We start from the raw sequence: 18,827 nt of genomic DNA, 5'->3' as shown, positions 1-18,827 counted from the left end.
ACAAACCAAAATCTCCAAAAGGGGATTTTGGTGTTTTTTTAGAAGTAATTTTGAAAACCATTTATTGATTAATATGAGGCATCCATGACTTATTCATTTACAGAAAAAAAACGTATCAGAAATAATTTTGGAACAAGAGAGTCTATACTTAAAGAACCAGATTTATTGTCCATTCAGATTAATTCATTTAATGCCTTTATACAAAAAGGAGCATCTGAAAAAGAAAATATTGGTTTGCACTCTGTTTTTCATTCCGTATTTCCAATTACAGCACTAAATGGTTATGCTGAAATTGAATATTTAGATTATGAGCTTCAGGAACCGAAATACAATGTTAAAGAGTGTAAGCTTCGTGGAGTAACTTATGCTGCAACCTTGCAGGTTAAACTTAACTTGGTTCTTTTTGACAAAAATGGTTCTAATTTAAAGAAGAAGCGTCGTGTTAAGCAAATTATTGAAGAAAGTGTTTATCTAGGCCAACTCCCATTGATGACTGATACTGGAACTTTTGTTATTAATGGTACAGAGCGTGTTGTGGTTTCTCAACTTCATCGTTCTCCAGGAGTTATTTTTGAGCATGATAAAGGGAAGACTCATTCATCTGGAAAAATATTATTCTCTTCACGTATTATTCCTTATCGTGGCTCATGGTTAGACTTTGAATTTGATCATCATGAGCATTTGTTTGTTAGAATTGATAGAAGAAGGAAATTACCTGTCACTTCTTTGCTACGAGCAATGGGACAGTCTACAAATGATATTATTGATACTTTTTTTGAGCACATTGTTGTTAAATTAAAATCTAAATCATGTGATTTAGTAATAAAACCTGAGCGTTTGAAAGGAATTATTGCAGAATTTGATATCAAGGTTGGTAAGGATGTTATCGTTGAGCAAGGTCGTCGTATTACAGCGAAGCATGCAAAAATTCTTCAAGAAGCAAAAATAGAATCAATCAATGCACCTCTTGAGTACCTTATTGGGAAAGTAATTTCCTCAGATATAATTGATACGGATACTGGTGAAATTTTATTAGCCGCAAATTCATTGATAACCGAAGACTCTATTGAAGCGTTATTAGCAACTAAGATTAAAAAAATCAACATTATCTATCTTAATGATGCTGAAAATGGAATTTATATTTCTGACACTTTACGTCTTGATGAGTTGCAAACAGAAATTGAAGCACGCATGTCAATTTATCATGTAATGAGACCGGGTGAGCCTGCAACTGAAGATGCAGTTAATACACTTTTCTCCAATCTATTTTTTAATAATGATCGTTATGATCTTTCTCGTGTTGGCCGAATGAAGCTAAATAGAAGGCTAGGTGTTGAAAGTGAAACAGGTGAGCATGTTCTTACACATGATGATATTATCAATGTAATTAAGCAGTTAATTGACATTAAAAATGGACATGATGTTGTAGATGACGTTGATACTTTAGCGAATAGACGAGTAAGAGCGATTGGTGAAATGATTGAAAACCAGTTTAGAATTGGTCTTATTCGTGTAGAAAAAGCAGTGAAAGAGGGGTTAAATCTTGCTGAAACAGATGAATTAACTCCACAAGATCTTATTAATTCTAAGCCAGTTTCAGCTGCAGTTAGAGAATTTTTTGGTTCTTCGCAGTTATCGCAATTTATGGATCAAGTAAATCCATTGTCGGGTGTAACTCATAAACGCCGAATATCTGCCTTAGGCCCAGGTGGTCTTACACGGGAGCGTGCTGGTTTTGAAGTTCGTGATGTTCATCCATCTCATTATGGTAGATTATGTCCAATTGAAACACCAGAAGGTCCAAATATTGGGTTGATTAATACTTTGGCTGTTTATGCGAGAACGAATGATTATGGTTTTTTAGAAACTCCATACCAAGTAGTAAAAAAAGGATTGGTTACTAAAGAAATTGTCTATGTATCAGCAATTGATGAAATTGATCATACGATAGCTCAGGCAAATTCTAAATTAGATGGCAAGGGTTATTTGATAGATGATCTTGTTTCAGGAAGACATAAAAATGAATTTGTACTGGTAGATAAATCTGAAGTGACATTGATTGATATTGACTCAAAACAAATATCATCAGTAGCTGCATCACTTATTCCATTTCTTGAGCATGATGATGCTAACCGCGCATTAATGGGTTCAAATATGCAGCGTCAAGCAGTGCCTGTACTTAGAGCTGAGAAACCCTTAGTTGGAACAGGTATTGAACGCGTTGTTGCAACTGATTCTCGAGTCTGTGTTGTTGCAAATCATGACGGAGTTGTTGAAACAGTAGATGCTTCTAGAATAGTAATTCGAGTTGATTCTAAACAAGCAAAGGCTGGAGAGCTTGGAGTTGATATTTATAGTTTGGTCAAATATTCTCGTTCAAATCAAAATACTTGTATAAATCAAAAGCCACTTGTTCAGCCAGGCGATAAGATTGTTGCAGGTGACGTTTTGGCAGATGGCCCATCTACAGATTTAGGTGAGTTAGCACTAGGTCAAAATATGATGATTGCGTTTATGCCTTGGAATGGATATAACTTTGAAGATTCAATACTAATATCTGAAAAAGTTGTCCAGGAAGACCGTTATACTTCAATTCATATTGAAGAGTTGACAGCTTATGCTAGGGATACAAAACTTGGTGCAGAAGAGGTTACTGCAGATATTCCTAACGTGAGTGAATCTGCGCTATCAAAGCTTGATGATGTTGGTATTGTGTATGTTGGCGCTCGAGTAAAGGGTGGCGATATTCTTGTTGGAAAGGTTACTCCTAAAAGTGAAACAGTGCTTTCTCCTGAAGAGAAACTATTGAGAGCTATATTTGGAGAAAAAGCTAATAATGTAAAGGATACTTCTCTAAGAATGGGTGCTTCAAAGTCGGGAGTGGTAATTGATGTTCAGATATTCACTAAGGATCGGATTGCAAAAGATTCTCGTGCGCTTGTTATTGATGAGGAACGTTTAGAAACTATTAAGAAAGATATTGATGATGAGTTTGGAATTATTGATGGAGACATCTTTCGCCGAATTCGTTTAAAACTTTCTGGAAACGTTTCAACTAGTAATATTGGAAGCATTAAAAGTGGCGATAAATTAGCTTCTAAGGATCTAAAGTCCCTAGAAAATGGTGAATTAGCAAAATTAAAAGTTAAAGATGCAGCTGTAAATAAAGAAGTTGCTGCACTTATTAAGCAATCGAAAGCAAAACAAGAAGAGTTTGAGCTTTTTTATGAACAAGAAAGTGCTAAGATTAAAGAGGGAGCTGAATTACCACCAGGTGTTCAAAAGATGGTGAAGGTTTATGTGGCAACCCGTAAAACTCTCCAGGTTGGAGATAAGATGGCTGGACGACATGGCAATAAAGGTGTTATTTCACGTGTATCTCCGGTTGAAGATATGCCACATCTTGCAGATGGTACACCAGTTGATGTTGTTCTTAATCCGCTTGGTGTCCCGTCACGTATGAATGTTGGACAGGTGCTTGAAGTTCACTTAGGTTGGGCTGCTAAGGGCTTGGGACAAAAGATTGGTGATTTACTAGATGAGCATCGTAAAGATACTATTAAGCAAATCCGTTCAATGCTCGATTCTATTTATAATAGTTATGGAAAGGCTGAAGACTTAAAGTCATTTAGTGATGATGAGATATTAGAATTAGCTAATAATCTTCGCTCTGGTGTTCCAATGGCGACTCCGGTGTTTGATGGAATAAAAGAAGATGATATTAAGTCTTTACTTAAGATGGCAGGTTTGCCTGAGAGTGGTCAAATTCAATTATTTGATGGACGAACAGGAGATGCATTTGATCGTGATATAACCGTCGGATATATGCACATGCTTAAGCTTAATCATTTGGTTGATGACAAGATGCATGCTCGCTCTACGGGGCCATATTCATTAGTAACTCAACAACCACTGAGTGGTAAAGCTCAATTTGGTGGTCAAAGGTTTGGTGAAATGGAAGTTTGGGCGCTTGAGGCTTATGGTGCAGCTTATACGCTTCGAGAGATGTTAACGGTTAAGTCTGATGATGTTACTGGAAGAGCAAAGATGTACAAAAATATAGTGGATGGTGAAAATCGTACTGAGTCTGTAATGCCAGAATCGTTTAATGTTCTTGTGAAAGAAATACGATCTCTAGGTATTGATACTGAACTTGAACAACATTAAATTAGGAGAATAATTTGAAAGATTTATTACAAATTTTAAAACAGCAAAATAAAGATCAAGATTTTGATGCAATAAGAGTTGGACTTGCTTCCCCTGAAAAAATTCGTTCATGGTCATTTGGTGAAGTAAAAAAACCTGAAACTATCAACTATAGAACTTTTAAACCAGAAAGAGAGGGTTTATTTTGTGCTAAGATTTTTGGTCCAATGAAGGATTTTGAATGTTTGTGTGGTAAATATAAGCGCATGAAGTTTAGAAATGTTGTATGTGAAAAATGTGGCGTTGAAGTTACTCTTTCTAAAGTAAGGCGAGAGAGAATGGGTCATATCGAGCTGGCTGCTCCAGTTGCACATATTTGGTATCTTAAGTCATTGCCTTCAAGATTAGGCTTGCTTATGGATATGACTTTAAAAGATATTGAAAGGGTTCTTTATTTCGAAGCTTTTTTGGTAACTGATCCTGGTAGTACGCCATTAATCAAAAAACAACTTCTTACTGAAGAGATGTATTATGATGCTTTAGATCAATATGGTGATGATGAGTTTGTTGCAAAGATGGGTGCAGAGGCAATGCAGGATGTTCTTTCAGAAATGCAACTTGAAAAAGAAGCTGCAAATTTGCGTGATGATGCTCTTAATACAAAATCACAAACTAAACTTAAGAAAATCAATAAACGCCTTAAGTTAGTTGATTCATTAATAAAATCAGGAAACAAACCAGAATGGATGGTTTTGAATGTGCTTCCGATTCTTCCTCCAGATTTAAGACCTTTGGTTCCTTTAGATGGTGGTCGTTTTGCAACATCTGATTTGAATGATTTATATCGCCGAGTAATTAATAGAAATAACCGTCTTGGAAGATTATTAGAGCTTGATGCACCTGAAATCATTGTAAGAAATGAAAAACGTATGCTTCAGGAAGCTGTCGACTCTTTAATTGATAATGGCCGTCGTGGTCGTGCTGTAATGGGTAATAATAGACGCCCTCTTAAATCAATTGCAGATATGATTAAAGGTAAGCAAGGACGATTCCGTCAAAACTTACTTGGAAAAAGAGTTGATTATTCAGGACGCTCAGTAATTGTTTGTGGTCCATATTTAAAGCTTCATCAGTGTGGACTTCCTAAGAAGATGGCTTTAGAGCTTTTTAAACCTTTTATATATAATCGTCTTCAAGCTAATGGCTTAGCTTCAACTATTAAAGCTGCAAAGAAGATGGTTGAAAGTGAAATTCCTGAAGTTTGGGATATTCTTGAAAGAGTTGTTCATCAACATCCTGTTTTATTAAATCGTGCGCCTACGCTTCACAGACTTGGTATTCAAGCTTTTGAACCACTTTTGATAGAAGGAAAAGCTATTCAGCTTCATCCTTTAGTTTGTACTGCGTTTAATGCGGACTTTGATGGTGATCAGATGGCTGTTCATGTGCCACTTTCTGAGGAGGCTCAATTGGAGGCAAGAACTCTAATGCTGGCGTCAAATAATATTCTTCATTTAGCCAGTGGTGACCCAATTATTATCCCATCTCAAGACGTAATCCTTGGTCTTTACTATATGACTAGAGAGATGGTTAATCAACAAGGTGAAGGTATGATTTTTGCTAATACTAATGAGGCACTTTCTGCTTATGACGCAAAGTTAGTTAGTCTTCATGCTAAGATTAAATTAAGAATTCAAGATTATAAGAAGATAGATTCTGTTTTCACTCCTTCAAGTACTCGTATTATTGATACTACCATTGGCAGAGCAATTTTTTCTAGAATTTTGCCTAAAGGGTTGTCATTTGATTTAATTAATGAAGCTTTAACTAAAAAAGTAGTTTCAAACTTAATACATGTTTGCTATAGGTCTCAAGAACTTAAAGAAACTGTAATTTTTGCTGATCAAATGATGTATATGGGATTTGAATACTCAACTAAATCAGGAATATCATTTTGCTCAAATGATATGATTATTCCTAGTGAAAAAGCTGAGATGATTAATAAGGCTTCTGCCCAAGTTAAAGATGTCCAACAACAATTTGCTTCTGGTGTTGTTACTAATGGTGAGCGTTATAATAAAGTTATTGATATTTGGTCAAGAACTTCAGAGGAAGTTGCTAAAGCTATGATGGATAAGGTTGGCTATGAAGATATAGTTGATGCTAAAGGAAAGATAGAAAAGAAACCATCTTTTAATTCAATCTATATGATGTCTGATTCTGGAGCTCGAGGCTCTCCTGCACAGATACGTCAGTTGGCAGGAATGCGCGGTCTAATGGCAAAGCCAGATGGATCTATTATTGAGACTCCAATTACAAGTAATTTTCGTGAGGGTCTAAATAATATGCAGTACTTTATTTCTACTCATGGAGCTCGTAAAGGTTTAGCTGATACAGCATTAAAAACTGCGAACTCTGGCTATCTGACTCGTCGATTAGTTGATGTAGGACAAGATTTAGTCGTAACAGAGGAAGATTGTGGAACTAAGAATGGCTTAGTAATGAAATCCGTTATTGATGGAGGAAATGTAGTTCAAACATTAGGAACTGCAGTTCTTGGTAGGGTAGTCTCTGAAGATATATTGGTACCAAATTCTAAAGATGTACTATTAATGAAAGACCATTTAATAACATTGGATGATTCAGATAAAATTAATGAGTTAGGTATTGAATTTATTCAAGTACGTTCTGCAATTACTTGTGAATTATCTTATGGTGTTTGTGCAGCTTGCTATGGAAATGATATGGCAAGAGGCCATAAAATAGGCGTTGGTGAAGCTGTTGGTGTTATTGCTGCTCAATCAATAGGTGAGCCTGGAACTCAGCTAACAATGCGTACTTTCCATATTGGTGGTGCTGCTAGTTCATCTACTGCAGTTAATAGTATTAATATCAATACGAATGGTATTGTTCATTTTGAAAATATGAAGTCTATTAAAAATGCTAGTGGTGATTTTGTTGTTGTTTCAAGATCTTCTGAAGCTTCTATTAGAAATGAACTAGGCCAAGTAAAAGAACGCTACAAGCTTCCTTATGGAGCCATTGTTCACTTTAAAGATGGTGGTAAGGTCAAGGCTAAAGATAAGATTGCTGATTGGGATCCGCATACTCACCCAATCATAGCTGAAAATTCGGGAAGAGTTTCATTCATCGATTTTGTTGAGGGTTTAACAGTTGTCAAAAACTCTGACCCACTTACTGGTCTAATCTTCTTTGAAATAATTGAGGAAGCACAAAGAACTTCAGCAGCAAAAGATATGAAGCCAATGCTTCAATTGGTTGATAAAAAGGAAAAAAAATCGATATTGTCAACTCACTATTTGCCGTCAGGAGTTAAAATAAATCTAGAAGATGGCCAGCTTATTGATGCAGGTTCAATACTTGCTAAAATTCCTAAAGCTGTTTCAAAAACAAGTGACATTACTGGTGGTTTGCCACGAGTTGCTGATTTATTTGAAGCACGTAAAGCTAAGGATCATGCAATTCTAGCTGAAACAGTCGGCGTTATTAGTTTTGGAAGTCCTACCAAGTCAAAAGTACGTATGCTAATTACGAATGAAGATGGCGATGTAACTGAAATGATGATTCATCATTGGAGGGCAATTAACGTATTTGATGGTGAAACTGTTGAAAAAGGCGATGTGATTTCAGATGGTCCATACAATCCGCATGATATTCTCCGTTTATTAGGTGTTGAAGCTTTAGCTAACTATATGGTTAGAGAAGTTCAAAATGTTTATCGGCTTCAGGGAGTTAAGATTTCTGATAAGCATATTGAGGTAGTTGTTAAACAAATGCTTAGAAAAGTTGAAATTATTGATAATGGAGACTCTAATTATGTAAATGGTGAGACTGCTGAATTTGTTCATGTTGTAGAGAAAAATAAGCAGTTAAGAGCGCAAAAGAAAGATGAGATTATATTCCAAAGATTGCTAATGGGTATTACAAAAGCTTCATTATCTACTGAGTCATTTATTTCTGCTGCTTCTTTCCAAGAGACTACAAGAGTTCTTACTGAGGCCTCAATTACAGGAAGAGTAGATGATCTTAGAGGACTTAAAGAGAATGTAATTGTAGGTAGACTTATTCCTGCTGGTACTGGATTTAAACATCACCAGGAAAAGAGAAGAAAGCGCATAGATGCCTCATTTATGCAGACAAGCGATGCTGAGCAAGAGCTATCTGCTCAGTTGAGTGAAGTTGAGGTGGAAGAGTAATAAGGTTTAATTTTAAATTAAAGGCATTTCAATTTAGTTCTTAAATTGGAGTGCCTTTTTTTGTATTTAAGTGGAATCTCAATTTAACTATTTAAAAAAAGCCTCTCACTGAGTAATCAATCTAAAGATTTCGTAATCTGGGTAATGCTAAAATACACCCATGCAAAAGTCAAAATTCAACAGCCTTATTAATGAAGGCTTTAATCATATCCCTCTTTCTAAAGAGGTTGTTATTGACACGGCAACGCCTCTGGCTTTGTATCTTAAGCTTGCTAATAATCCTTATAGTTACTTTTTAGAATCTGTTCAAGGTGGTGAAAAATGGGGGCGATATTCATTTATTGGATTAGCTGCTGAAACGGTAATTAAAGTTTACAACTATGAAGTTCAAGTTGAAAAAAATGGAAAATTAATACACGAGAAGTTAGTAGAGGATCCGCTTGCGTGGATTGAAGAATACCAAAATCAATTTAAAGTTCCACAGTTAGATAGTCTGCCCGATTTTAATGGTGGATTAGTTGGATACTTTGGATATGAAATAGTTCGTTATATAGAGCCAAAACTGGCACATATAAATAAAACTGACGAGCTAAATGTTCCAGATATTTTATTAATGGTTTCAAATGATCTTTTGGTAGTTGATAATTTAACTAGTAAAGTGCACATAATTACTCATGTTAATCCTAATGAAGAGTCATTTGAAGAGGGTCTTGAAAAGCTTAGTTTAATTGAAGCTAATATTAAGAAATCATTTGAATATTCATCTACTCCTTCTGAAAATATAAAGTCAGAAGATTTTGTATCAAGCTTTGGAAGAGAAAATTATATAAGTGCTGTTGAGAAAGTTCAAAAATACATTAAAGCAGGGGATGTTATGCAGGTTGTTCCATCTCAACGATTAAGCTGTGCCTTTAAGTCAAATCCTGTTGAGCTTTACCGGCAATTAAGAATACTTAATCCTTCTCCATATATGTATTTTCTTAATTTAAATGACTTTGCAATAGTTGGCTCCTCTCCTGAAATATTAACACGGGTGGATAACAATAATATCGCAACCATAAGGCCTATAGCGGGAACTTGCTCAAGAGGGAAAACACTTGAAGAAGACCTTAAGTTAGAAAAAGACCTCTTATCAGATGAAAAAGAAATTGCTGAACATTTAATGTTAATTGATCTTGGTAGAAATGATTTAGGCAGAATTGCTAAAACTGGAAGTGTTACTCTTACAGATAAAATGTTTATAGAGCGCTACTCTCATGTTATGCATATTGTTTCAAATGTGGAATGTGAGTTAAAAGAAAATATGAGCTCTATTGATGTTCTTAGAGCTACTTTTCCAGCAGGTACATTAAGTGGTGCACCAAAAGTAAGGGCAATGGAAATTATTGATGAAGTTGAAGATTTAAAGCGTAATATTTATTCTGGAGCTATTGGTAATTTATCGTGGCATGGTGGAATGGATCTTGCAATAGCTATCAGAACCGCTGTTATCAAAGATCAGAGATTATATGTCCAAGCTGGAGCAGGAATTGTTTATGATTCTTTGCCTGAAATGGAGTGGCAAGAAACTATGGATAAAGCTCAAGCTTTGATTAAGGCTGCGCAAAATATCTAACCTATACATTAGTTTATTTTTATATAGCTGAATTTCAGATATATAATTGTTGAAAGCTAAAAGTTATTATTGAAATTGTTTGTAAAATAGATCAGTAAATTTCATATTTTTTTTCGGATAAATGAGTTCTGTGGATTTTGTTCACCTTCAATGTCAAAGTGAGTATTCTGTAAAGAATAGCTTAGTTCGTGTTTCAAAACTAGTAGATAGTGTTAAAGAAGCGGGTATGAAAAGTGTTGCTTTAACTGATGATATGAGCCTTTTTTCTGCGATTAAATTTTATCAAAAAGCAACTAAGGCTGGTATCAAGCCTATTATTGGCGCAAAAATATCCATAGATTTTGATTTAGGGCATTATGAAGTGCTCTTGCTTTGTCAAAACCATGAGGGCTACTTAAATCTTTCAGAGCTTATTTCCAAGGCCTACCTAAATGAGCAAGGAATTTCAATTGTTAGTGTTACAGAAGAGCAATTAATTTCTCACCATAACGGTCTACTTATGATTGCAACTCCAATCAGCTCAGACATCTCTCAATTGCTTTTGACAAATGAGCTAGAGCTGGCCCATACTAAAGCTAAACACTGGCAATCTATTTTTAATGACCGATATTATATTTCGGCACAAAGAACTGATAGACATTCAGATGAAAATCTCCTTAACCTTACTATTGAATTAGGATTAAAGTTAGAGATCCCGGTTGTTGCTACTAATGATGTACAGTTTCTAAGTAAAAGTGATTTTGATGCTCATGAAGCTAGAATTTGCATAGCTGAGGGAGGACTTTTAGATGATTCCAGGCGTTTAAAATTTTTTAGCAATAGTCAATATTTAAAGACTGCAGATGAAATGTCTGAACTATTTAAAGACTATCCTCAGTTAATAGCAAATGCTTCTGAAGTAGCCAAAAGATGTAACTTACACTTTAAATTATTCGAAAAGAATTACCTTCCAGCCTTTCCAACACCAAAAGGAAAGTCTATAGCTGAATTTTTTAGTGAGGAGTCAAATAAAGGGCTTCAAGTAAGACTTAAAGACCTTAATGTAAATGAAAAGAGTTATTTTGAAAGGCTTAATTTTGAATTATCCGTAATCCTTGAAATGGATTTTCCAGGTTACTTTTTAATTGTCTCTGATTTTATAAGATGGGCTAAAGAAAATGGAATTCCAGTTGGTCCAGGTAGGGGCTCAGGTGCTGGCTCTCTTGTAGCCTGGGCACTTTCTATTACCAATGTAGACCCTATTCAGCATGATCTTTTATTTGAGCGGTTTTTGAATCCAGAGCGAATCTCTATGCCAGATTTTGATATTGATTTTTGTACAGATCGTCGTGATGAAGTTATTGCATATGTTTCTAACAAGTATGGCTCAGAGAAAGTATCACAGATTATTACTTATGGAACCATGGCAGCTAAAGGTGTAGTGAGAGATGTAGGAAGGGTATTAGGACATCCTTATGGTTTTAGTGATCAGATCTCTAAGATGATACCAAATGAATTAAAAATGACTTTAGGTAAGGCATTAGAGGATTCCAATGAATTGAAGGCAAGATATGATTCAGAGGAAAGTGTTTCAACACTTATTGATTTATCTCAAGATTTAGAAGGCCTCATTAGGAATGTTGGTACTCATGCTGGTGGGGTTGTTATTGCGCCAAGTAAAATTAGTGATTTTTGCCCAATTTATAAAGGGTCTGATGAGTCAGATGTTGTTGTTTCTCAATTCGATAAAGATGATGTCGAGGCTGTAGGACTTGTAAAATTTGACTTTTTGGGATTATCAAACCTAACCGTAATAAATAAAGCGGTAAAAATTATAGCTAAAAAAGGCTTAAGTGAGAGTTTGATTGATATTGATAAACTTAAGCTTGATGATCCAAAGGTATTTAAGTTACTCCAAGATTGTAATACTACTGGAGTTTTTCAACTTGAATCAGATGGTATGCGAGGCTATTTAAAGAAGCTTAAACCTGACTCTTTTGAAGATATTGTTGCTATGTTGGCGCTTTATAGGCCAGGCCCACTAGATGCTGGCATGGTAGATGATTACATACAAGTAAAACATGGTGCAAAAGTAAGGTATCCACATAAGATGTTAGAGGAAATTTTAAAGCCCACAAATGGGGTATTTCTATATCAAGAGCAAGTAATGAAATCTGCTCAAGTTATGGCCGGTTACTCTTTAGGTGGTGCAGATATTTTACGCCGAGCGATGGGTAAGAAAAAAGTTGAGGAAATGGCAGAGCAGCGTGAAGTTTTTGTAAAGGGAGCGGCTGAAAAGAATATTGAAGAAAGTAAGGCAAATGAAATATTTGATCTTATTGATAAGTTTTCAGGTTACGGGTTTAACAAATCTCACTCAGTTGCTTACGCCTATATTTCATACCAAACAGCATGGCTTAAAGCTCATTTTCCAGCTCCATTTATGGCTGCTGTTTTGTCAGGAGTTATGGATGATACAGACCGTGTTGCGTTTACAGTTGGAGAGACTAAGAAAAATGGGGTTGAAGTTATTGCGCCAGACATTAATCAATCTGAGTATGAGTTTAGCATTACTAATAATAAAACAATAGTTTATGGACTAGGGGCTATCAAAGGAGTTGGAGAAGCACTTGTCAAAGAGATAGTTTTAGAGAGAGAAAAAAATGGAAATTATTCTGATATTTTTGATTTGTGTTTTCGAATAGAAAAAAAATTCTTAAATCGTAGGGCTATTGAGGCTTTAATATATAGTGGGGCATTTGATTTATTTGACATTAAGAGGGCAACATTAATTACGACGTATCCAAGAGCAGTGAGGCAAGCAGAGCAAAGACAAAGCGATTTATCAAGAGGCCAAGATAGCCTTTTTGCCGAAGTGAATAGCCATACTGAGTATGAAAAAAAATACATAAAAAGTGGGTTTCTTTCTTTTAAAAATGTAATGAAGTTTGAAAAAAATGTAATGGGTTACTATCTAGAGCGCCACCCTACAGATTGGTATAAATCTGATTTAAAATCAATAGTTTGCACTTTACCAAAAGACTTGATATTTAGAAATAATCGTGAAGTGAGGGTTCTATCGCTTATTTCTGACATTGTCTATAGAAATACAAGACGAGGTCAAATGGCAAGCCTAACTATTGAAGATGGAGAGAAAAGAATTAATGCTGCGGTTTTTTCACAAAAACTTGCAGAAAATAGCGAACATATATTATTAGATGAAGTGGTTGTAGTTTCTGGAAAGGTAAATAAAGATTTTAGAGAGCAATGGCAGATTGTAGTAGACCGAATAGATCCAGTGGATAGGGTTCAAATAAAATATGCTAAATATCTAAAAATTACTTTATCAGAAGAGAACAAAAATGAGTATCTCAAGCTGTGCTTATTATTGAAAGAATATCCAGGAAAGTGCCCAGTAATTATAGAATATCAGTCGACTAATTCATCTGGAAAGATCCCTCTATCCAAAGAATTTGATGTTTCATTAAATCGAGAGTTTTTAGATTCAATTGAGAAAAAATTTGGTCATGGAAAATATCAAATCATATATTAAATAAAAACACAAAATTGTCTATAATTAGTGGCTTAAAGAGCTATATTAAGGCCTTCAACTGCGTTAAATTTTTGGAAGTTTTATAGGCATTAATTAATTTAATTTATCTCAAAAATAAACCTTTTATTATTGAGTATGAATAGAGATTTAAATTCACTAATTTAGTCTCTGAAGCCCAGCCTATAAGGGCAAAACCGAAAAAGTTATCCGCGAATTAATAATTTAGTAGATTGCCCTCTAAAGTAGAAATAAATTTATAAATTTTTAAAAATTTAAGTCATTGATTTATAACAAAAAAATCGATGTGATTATTTATTAACCAAAACCATAGAAATTGTTAGTCTGAAGCTTAATTTATATCTGAATTTTGAGATATCAACAGAGTTATCCACAGTATTGTGGGTAAGTCGATTATCCCTTGATTTATAAGCATTTATAGCGTTTAGAAAAAATATTTTGTAACTTTTTTTATTATCTTTTCTGCAATAATTTGTTTACTACTTTTATCTATTTTCTCAGTTTTTTCTTGTGATATAAAGTGAACTTCGTTCTCATCTGAGTTTAGCCCAATATCACTATTTGAAATGTCATTTAAAATAATTGCATCACACTTTTTATTCTTTAATTTAGCTCTTGCATTGGCAAGAAAATTTTCAGTTTCAGCTGCAAATCCAATGCAGACAGGTTTGTTTTTAAGCTTACAAACACTTTCTAAAATATCTTTATTTTTTGTAAGCTCAATTACTGCTAATTTTCCGTCTTTTTTAATCTTATTATGGCTTATTTTTGTTGGCCTAAAATCTGCAACTGCGGCACAACTAATAAATAAATCTTGATTTTCTATTTTTTTCATTACTGCATTAAACATTTCATTAGCACTAGTAATGTAAATTACTTCAGCTCTTTTTTCTATTTCAACTGATATTGATCCAATTATCAGTGTTGTTTCTGCTCCAGCTTGAATACATGCATGAGCAAGAGCCATTCCCATTTTTCCGCTACTATGATTTGATATATACCTTACTGGATCAATTGCTTCAATAGTTCCCCCTATTGTTATGAGAACTTTTCTTCCACTAAGAGCGCTATCTGAAAACATATTTGCTACTTGTTTTGCAATTTCTTCTGGCTCTGCTAGTCTTCCTTCACCTACATCTCCACAAGCTTGCTCACCAAATCCAGGATTTATTGTTACCACGCCTCTATTATTAAGTATCTTGAGATTTTCCTTAATCGCTTTTGATGCAAACATTTGTTGATTCATTGATGGGGCGATTAATACAGAGGCATTTGTTGCAAGAATTACTGTTGATAGTAGGTCATCTGCCTTACCATGACAAAGTCTGGCTATCGTATTTGCCGATGCTGGAGCTATGATTACTGCATCAGCCCATTTTGCGAGTTCAATGTGGCCCATTGCTAGCTCTGCTTCTTTGTCCCAGAGGTTGTCATGAACTTTATTTTTTGAAATGGTTTGAAGTGATAGTTCACTAACGAACTCTCTACCCCCAGTCGTAATAATGACTCTAACTTCTGCACCTAAATCTTGCAGCCTTCTAACAATGTCAGGTGATTTATAGGCAGCAATAGAACCACTAACCCCTAATAGAATTCTTTTGTTTGTTAAGTTATTCATTTGACAGTGACCCTAATTTTAATGTCACAATCTATTTGACTAACCTCAATAATACTAAGTTTAATTTTGTCAGACATTTTTGTTAAAGGAATTTTTATCATTGGATTAGCGTCACTTCCAAGTATCAATGGAGCGGTATAGATAACAAACTCATCAATTAGTCCAGCCTCAGTCATTGCACCATTAAGACCGCTACCAGCTTCTAAAAGTAAATTATTAATCCCCATTTCCCCAAGTTTTATAAGCGCAGATTTTAGATCTAATTTTCCATTAGCAAGTATTTCTGAATTATTGTTATTTAAAATTAGGGTTTCAGCATCAGATGAAAAAATGTTAAGAGATTTATCAGTAATAACATTATTACTGTCAATAACAACACGAAGTGGGTTTGAATCTTCACTCTCAGCTCTAACAGTCATCATCGGGTTATCGTTTTTGATTGTGCCTGAGCCTGTCAAAATGGCCTGATTTAAGCTTCGCAGTATTTGTACATCCTCTCGAGAAGCTTCAGAAGTAATCCATTTGCTCTCCCCATTCTTCATTGCTGTTCTTCCGTCAAGGCTCATTGCAATTTTTGATGTTACAAAAGGTAAGCCACTCGTCATTCTTTTGACAAAACCGCGATTAATTTCATTAGCTTCCACTTCAAGCAACCCAACTTCAACCTCGATCCCATTATCTTGAAGCGACCTAACTCCACTTCCAGAAACTAATGGATTTGGGTCAAGCATTGCAATAAAAACTTTCTTAACTCTAGCCCTAATAAGTGCCTCAACACAAGGCGGCGTCTTGCCAAAATGAGAGCATGGTTCAAGAGTAATATATACTTTAGTATTCTCACCTTTGAAATTAATTTTTTCTAAGGCATTTACCTCTGCATGGGCCTCACCATAAAGGCGATGGTAGTCTTGGGCAATAATTTTATCATCACGAGAAATCACACATCCCACCATTGGATTTGCACCAACAGCTTTGCGACCAAACTGAGAAAGTTTGAGTGCAAGAGTCATACATTCTGTATCTTGATGAGTGAAAGCCATTATAATAATTGTATATAAATTTATTATCATTTTACGCGGGAGAACGGAGTGGATGAAAAGAAAAAACAAGCACTACAAGTAGCACTTGGACAAATTGAAAAACAGTACGGAAAAGGGTCTGTCATGTATTTGGGTGATGAAGAGGCGAGAAGTGATATTGAAGCTGTTTCAACAGGTAGTTTAAGCCTTGATATAGCTTTAGGAATTGGCGGGTTACCTCGAGGTAGAGTTGTTGAAATTTATGGTCCTGAGTCTTCAGGAAAAACAACTATGACTCTTCATGTAATTGCTGAAATGCAAAAATTGGGTGGAACGGCGGCATTTATTGATGCAGAACATGCTTTAGACCCTTCTTACGCAAGAAAATTAGGCGTAAATACAGATGATCTTCTAATTTCCCAGCCTGATACTGGTGAGCAAGCTTTAGAAATTACAGATATGCTGGTTCGCTCTGGAGGTGTTGATATTGTTGTCATTGACTCAGTTGCCGCGTTAACTCCTAAAGCTGAAATTGAAGGCGAAATGGGCGCCTCGCATATGGGCTTACAAGCTAGGCTGATGTCACAAGCATTAAGAAAGCTAACATCCAATATAAAGCGAACTAACACTATGGTAATCTTTATTAATCAACTTAGAATGAAGATTGGTGTGATGTTTGGTAATCCTGAAACTACAACTGGCGGAAATGCACTTAAATTTTATGCCTCCGTAAGACTTGACATTCGAAGAATTGGAGCTATTAAAAAAGGTGATGAAATTCTTGGTAATGAAACTCGTGTTAAGGTTCTCAAAAATAAAGTAGCTCCTCCATTTAAAAAAGCTGAGTTTCAAATTTTATATAATCAAGGCATCTCTAGAGAGAGTGAGATAATTGATTTAGGAGTTGAGCATGGTTTTGTTGAAAAGGCAGGAGCTTGGTATAGTGTTGAAGGGGAAAGAATTGGCCAAGGTAAGGATAATTCTCGTGACTTCTTAAAAGAGAATACTAAAATGAGTCAAATGCTTGAGGCAAAAATTCGTGAGAAATTAATGAGCAAGGAAAATGACGAAATACAGCCCATAAAGAGCGAGAATGACGAAACAGAGTCAGCAGAGTAAATGCTACGCAGCTGCATTAAAGATGTTAATGAGGCGAGAGCACTCCAAATTAGAATTAAGACAAAAATTAAATCTTAAAGATTTTGATGACACTGTTATTAATGACAGCATCACTCTATTAGCTGAGCAAAAATATCAGAGTGATGAAAGGTTTTCTGAGGCTTTTATACTTATGCGCTTTAATCAAGGCAAAGGGCCTATAAAAATTTCTATGGAGCTTAAATCAAGAGGTGTTAGTAAGTTTGATTTAACTTTATTTAATTGGTTTGAGCTTGCAAAAGACGTTAAGCATAAAAAATTTGGAGACAGCAAATTTTTAGACTATAAAGAAAAGTCTAAGCAAAAACGTTTTTTACAATCGAGAGGCTTTGGGTTTGATGAAATAAATCAAGCATTCTAATAAAGCTAATAAAACAGATTTTTTTCTAACCTTACTATGAAATTTGAACTTAAAAATACAGATAATAAAGCGCGTCTAGGTAAGCTCATTTTTGAGCGTGGTGAGGTTAATACTCCAGCTTTTATGCCCGTTGGAACTTATGGAACAGTTAAGGCAATGACTGTTGATGAGGTGAGGGATTTAGGCGCTGAAATTATCCTAGGAAATACATTTCACTTGTCAATAACGCCAACTACAGAAGTGATTGAGGCTCATGGTGATCTACATGAATTTATGAATTGGCATGGTCCAATACTAACTGATTCTGGTGGGTTCCAAGTCTTTAGCTTGGGCAAGATGCGGAAAATAACTGAGCAGGGCGTTAAATTTAGATCACCAAAGGATGGATCAGCAATTTTTATGGGCCCTGAGGAGTCTATGCAAATTCAGTATAAACTGGGCTCAGATATTGTTATGATATTTGATGATTGCACGGCTTATCCCTCTGAAAAAAATGTTGTTGATCAATCTATGCAGCTTTCACTTCGATGGGCAAAAAGATCTTTAGAAGAGCATAATAAACTCAACAATAAGAATGCTCTTTTTGGAATTATTCAGGGAGGAATGCATAAAGAGCTTCGCCTTCATTCAACTGAGTCATTAGTTGAGATGAATTTTGATGGTTACGCTATTGGAGGTTTGTCCGTTGGAGAGCCAAAAGAAGAAATGATGGATGTTCTCAGTTATTTACCTGATTATATGCCTTCAAATAAGCCAAGGTATCTCATGGGTGTTGGAACTCCTGCGGACCTTGTTGAAGGTGTCGCAGCTGGGGTCGATATGTTCGACTGCGTAATGCCGTCTCGTAACGCAAGAAATGGATACTTATTTACTTCAGAGGGCGTTGTAAAAATTCGAAATGCAAAATATAAGAAAGATACTAGCCCTCTAGATCCTAATTGTAATTGCTCAACTTGTCAAAATTATTCAAGGGCATATCTTCATCACTTACAAAAATCAAATGAAATTCTAGGGTCCCGCCTGAATACCCTTCATAATCTTTTCTATTACCAGTATTTGATGAAGTCAATTAGAGTTGCAATTAAGAGTAATACATTTTCTGACTTTAGAAAAAAATTCTATGCTGAAAAGCTATAAATAGAT

At 35.2% G+C, this 18,827-nt stretch carries 9 protein-coding genes; 7 read left to right on the top strand and 2 right to left on the bottom strand.

The genetic code is table 11. The annotated features are described in order from the left end of the window. Positions 1 to 84 precede the first annotated feature (84 nt). From rpoB to dnaE, 4 genes are all read left to right on the top strand, one after another. A complete protein-coding gene (gene rpoB / locus ABXT69_RS06685; RefSeq protein WP_416677527.1) occupies positions 85 to 4,167 on the top strand; it encodes a DNA-directed RNA polymerase subunit beta in 4,083 nt (1,360 codons plus the stop codon). A 14-nt stretch (positions 4,168 to 4,181) separates the two neighbouring features. Continuing rightward, complete coding sequence (gene rpoC / locus ABXT69_RS06680) at positions 4,182 to 8,363, top strand: DNA-directed RNA polymerase subunit beta' (RefSeq protein WP_416677525.1); 4,182 nt, start codon at positions 4,182 to 4,184, stop codon at positions 8,361 to 8,363. Positions 8,364 to 8,523: 160 nt separating this feature from the next. Then, a complete protein-coding gene (trpE, locus tag ABXT69_RS06675) occupies positions 8,524 to 9,978 on the top strand; it encodes an anthranilate synthase component I (RefSeq protein WP_416677524.1) in 1,455 nt (484 codons plus the stop codon). A 121-nt stretch (positions 9,979 to 10,099) separates the two neighbouring features. Further along, entirely contained in the window at positions 10,100 to 13,510 is a 3,411-nt protein-coding gene (gene dnaE, locus ABXT69_RS06670) for a DNA polymerase III subunit alpha (protein WP_416677523.1), read from the top strand. 442 nt (positions 13,511 to 13,952) lie between these two features. Here the strand turns inward: dnaE and coaBC are convergent, their stop codons facing one another. Together coaBC and ribD are read right to left on the bottom strand one after the other, a co-directional pair. Then, positions 13,953 to 15,146 carry a bifunctional phosphopantothenoylcysteine decarboxylase/phosphopantothenate--cysteine ligase CoaBC gene (gene coaBC, locus ABXT69_RS06665; RefSeq protein ID WP_416677522.1) on the bottom strand — a complete coding sequence of 398 codons (1,194 nt, stop codon included), beginning with the start codon at positions 15,144 to 15,146 and terminating at the stop codon, positions 13,953 to 13,955. Continuing rightward, on the bottom strand, positions 15,143 to 16,186 hold the full coding sequence (gene ribD, locus ABXT69_RS06660; RefSeq protein WP_416679574.1) for a bifunctional diaminohydroxyphosphoribosylaminopyrimidine deaminase/5-amino-6-(5-phosphoribosylamino)uracil reductase RibD: 1,044 nt from the start codon (positions 16,184 to 16,186) through the stop codon (positions 15,143 to 15,145). Before ribD ends, coaBC begins: the two co-directional genes overlap by 4 nt. Before the next feature lie 48 nt (positions 16,187 to 16,234). Here ribD and recA point away from each other — a divergent pair, with 48 nt between their 5' ends. The 3 genes from recA to tgt are packed head-to-tail and all read left to right on the top strand — an operon-like array spanning position 16,235 to position 18,821. Next, entirely contained in the window at positions 16,235 to 17,284 is a 1,050-nt protein-coding gene (recA, locus tag ABXT69_RS06655) for a recombinase RecA (protein ID WP_416677520.1), read from the top strand. Continuing rightward, the gene (locus tag ABXT69_RS06650; RefSeq protein WP_416677519.1) at positions 17,259 to 17,684 is read left to right on the top strand and encodes a regulatory protein RecX; all 426 of its coding nucleotides are present in this window, start codon (positions 17,259 to 17,261) and stop codon (positions 17,682 to 17,684) included. Before recA ends, ABXT69_RS06650 begins: the two co-directional genes overlap by 26 nt. A 36-nt stretch (positions 17,685 to 17,720) precedes the next feature. Further along, positions 17,721 to 18,821 carry a tRNA guanosine(34) transglycosylase Tgt gene (gene tgt / locus ABXT69_RS06645; protein WP_416677518.1) on the top strand — a complete coding sequence of 367 codons (1,101 nt, stop codon included), beginning with the start codon at positions 17,721 to 17,723 and terminating at the stop codon, positions 18,819 to 18,821. Positions 18,822 to 18,827: the final 6 nt, after the last annotated feature.

The sequence above is a fragment of the Candidatus Pseudothioglobus sp. Uisw_016 genome, from assembly GCF_048087635.1.
GTDB lineage: Bacteria > Pseudomonadota > Gammaproteobacteria > PS1 > Pseudothioglobaceae > Pseudothioglobus.
The sequence above is the reverse complement of the archived record's forward strand: the minus strand, read 5'-3'. Positions and strand labels throughout refer to the sequence as shown.

Coding starts and splice junctions, on each gene's coding strand:
- rpoB (WP_416677527.1), top strand. CDS start 85: ATGACTTATTCATTTACAGAAAAAAAACGTATCAGAAATAATTTTGGA.
- trpE (WP_416677524.1), top strand. CDS start 8,524: ATGCAAAAGTCAAAATTCAACAGCCTTATTAATGAAGGCTTTAATCAT.
- dnaE (WP_416677523.1), top strand. CDS start 10,100: ATGAGTTCTGTGGATTTTGTTCACCTTCAATGTCAAAGTGAGTATTCT.
- coaBC (WP_416677522.1), bottom strand. CDS start 15,146: ATGAATAACTTAACAAACAAAAGAATTCTATTAGGGGTTAGTGGTTCT.
- ribD (WP_416679574.1), bottom strand. CDS start 16,186: ATGGCTTTCACTCATCAAGATACAGAATGTATGACTCTTGCACTCAAA.
- ABXT69_RS06650 (WP_416677519.1), top strand. CDS start 17,259: ATGACGAAACAGAGTCAGCAGAGTAAATGCTACGCAGCTGCATTAAAG.
- tgt (WP_416677518.1), top strand. CDS start 17,721: ATGAAATTTGAACTTAAAAATACAGATAATAAAGCGCGTCTAGGTAAG.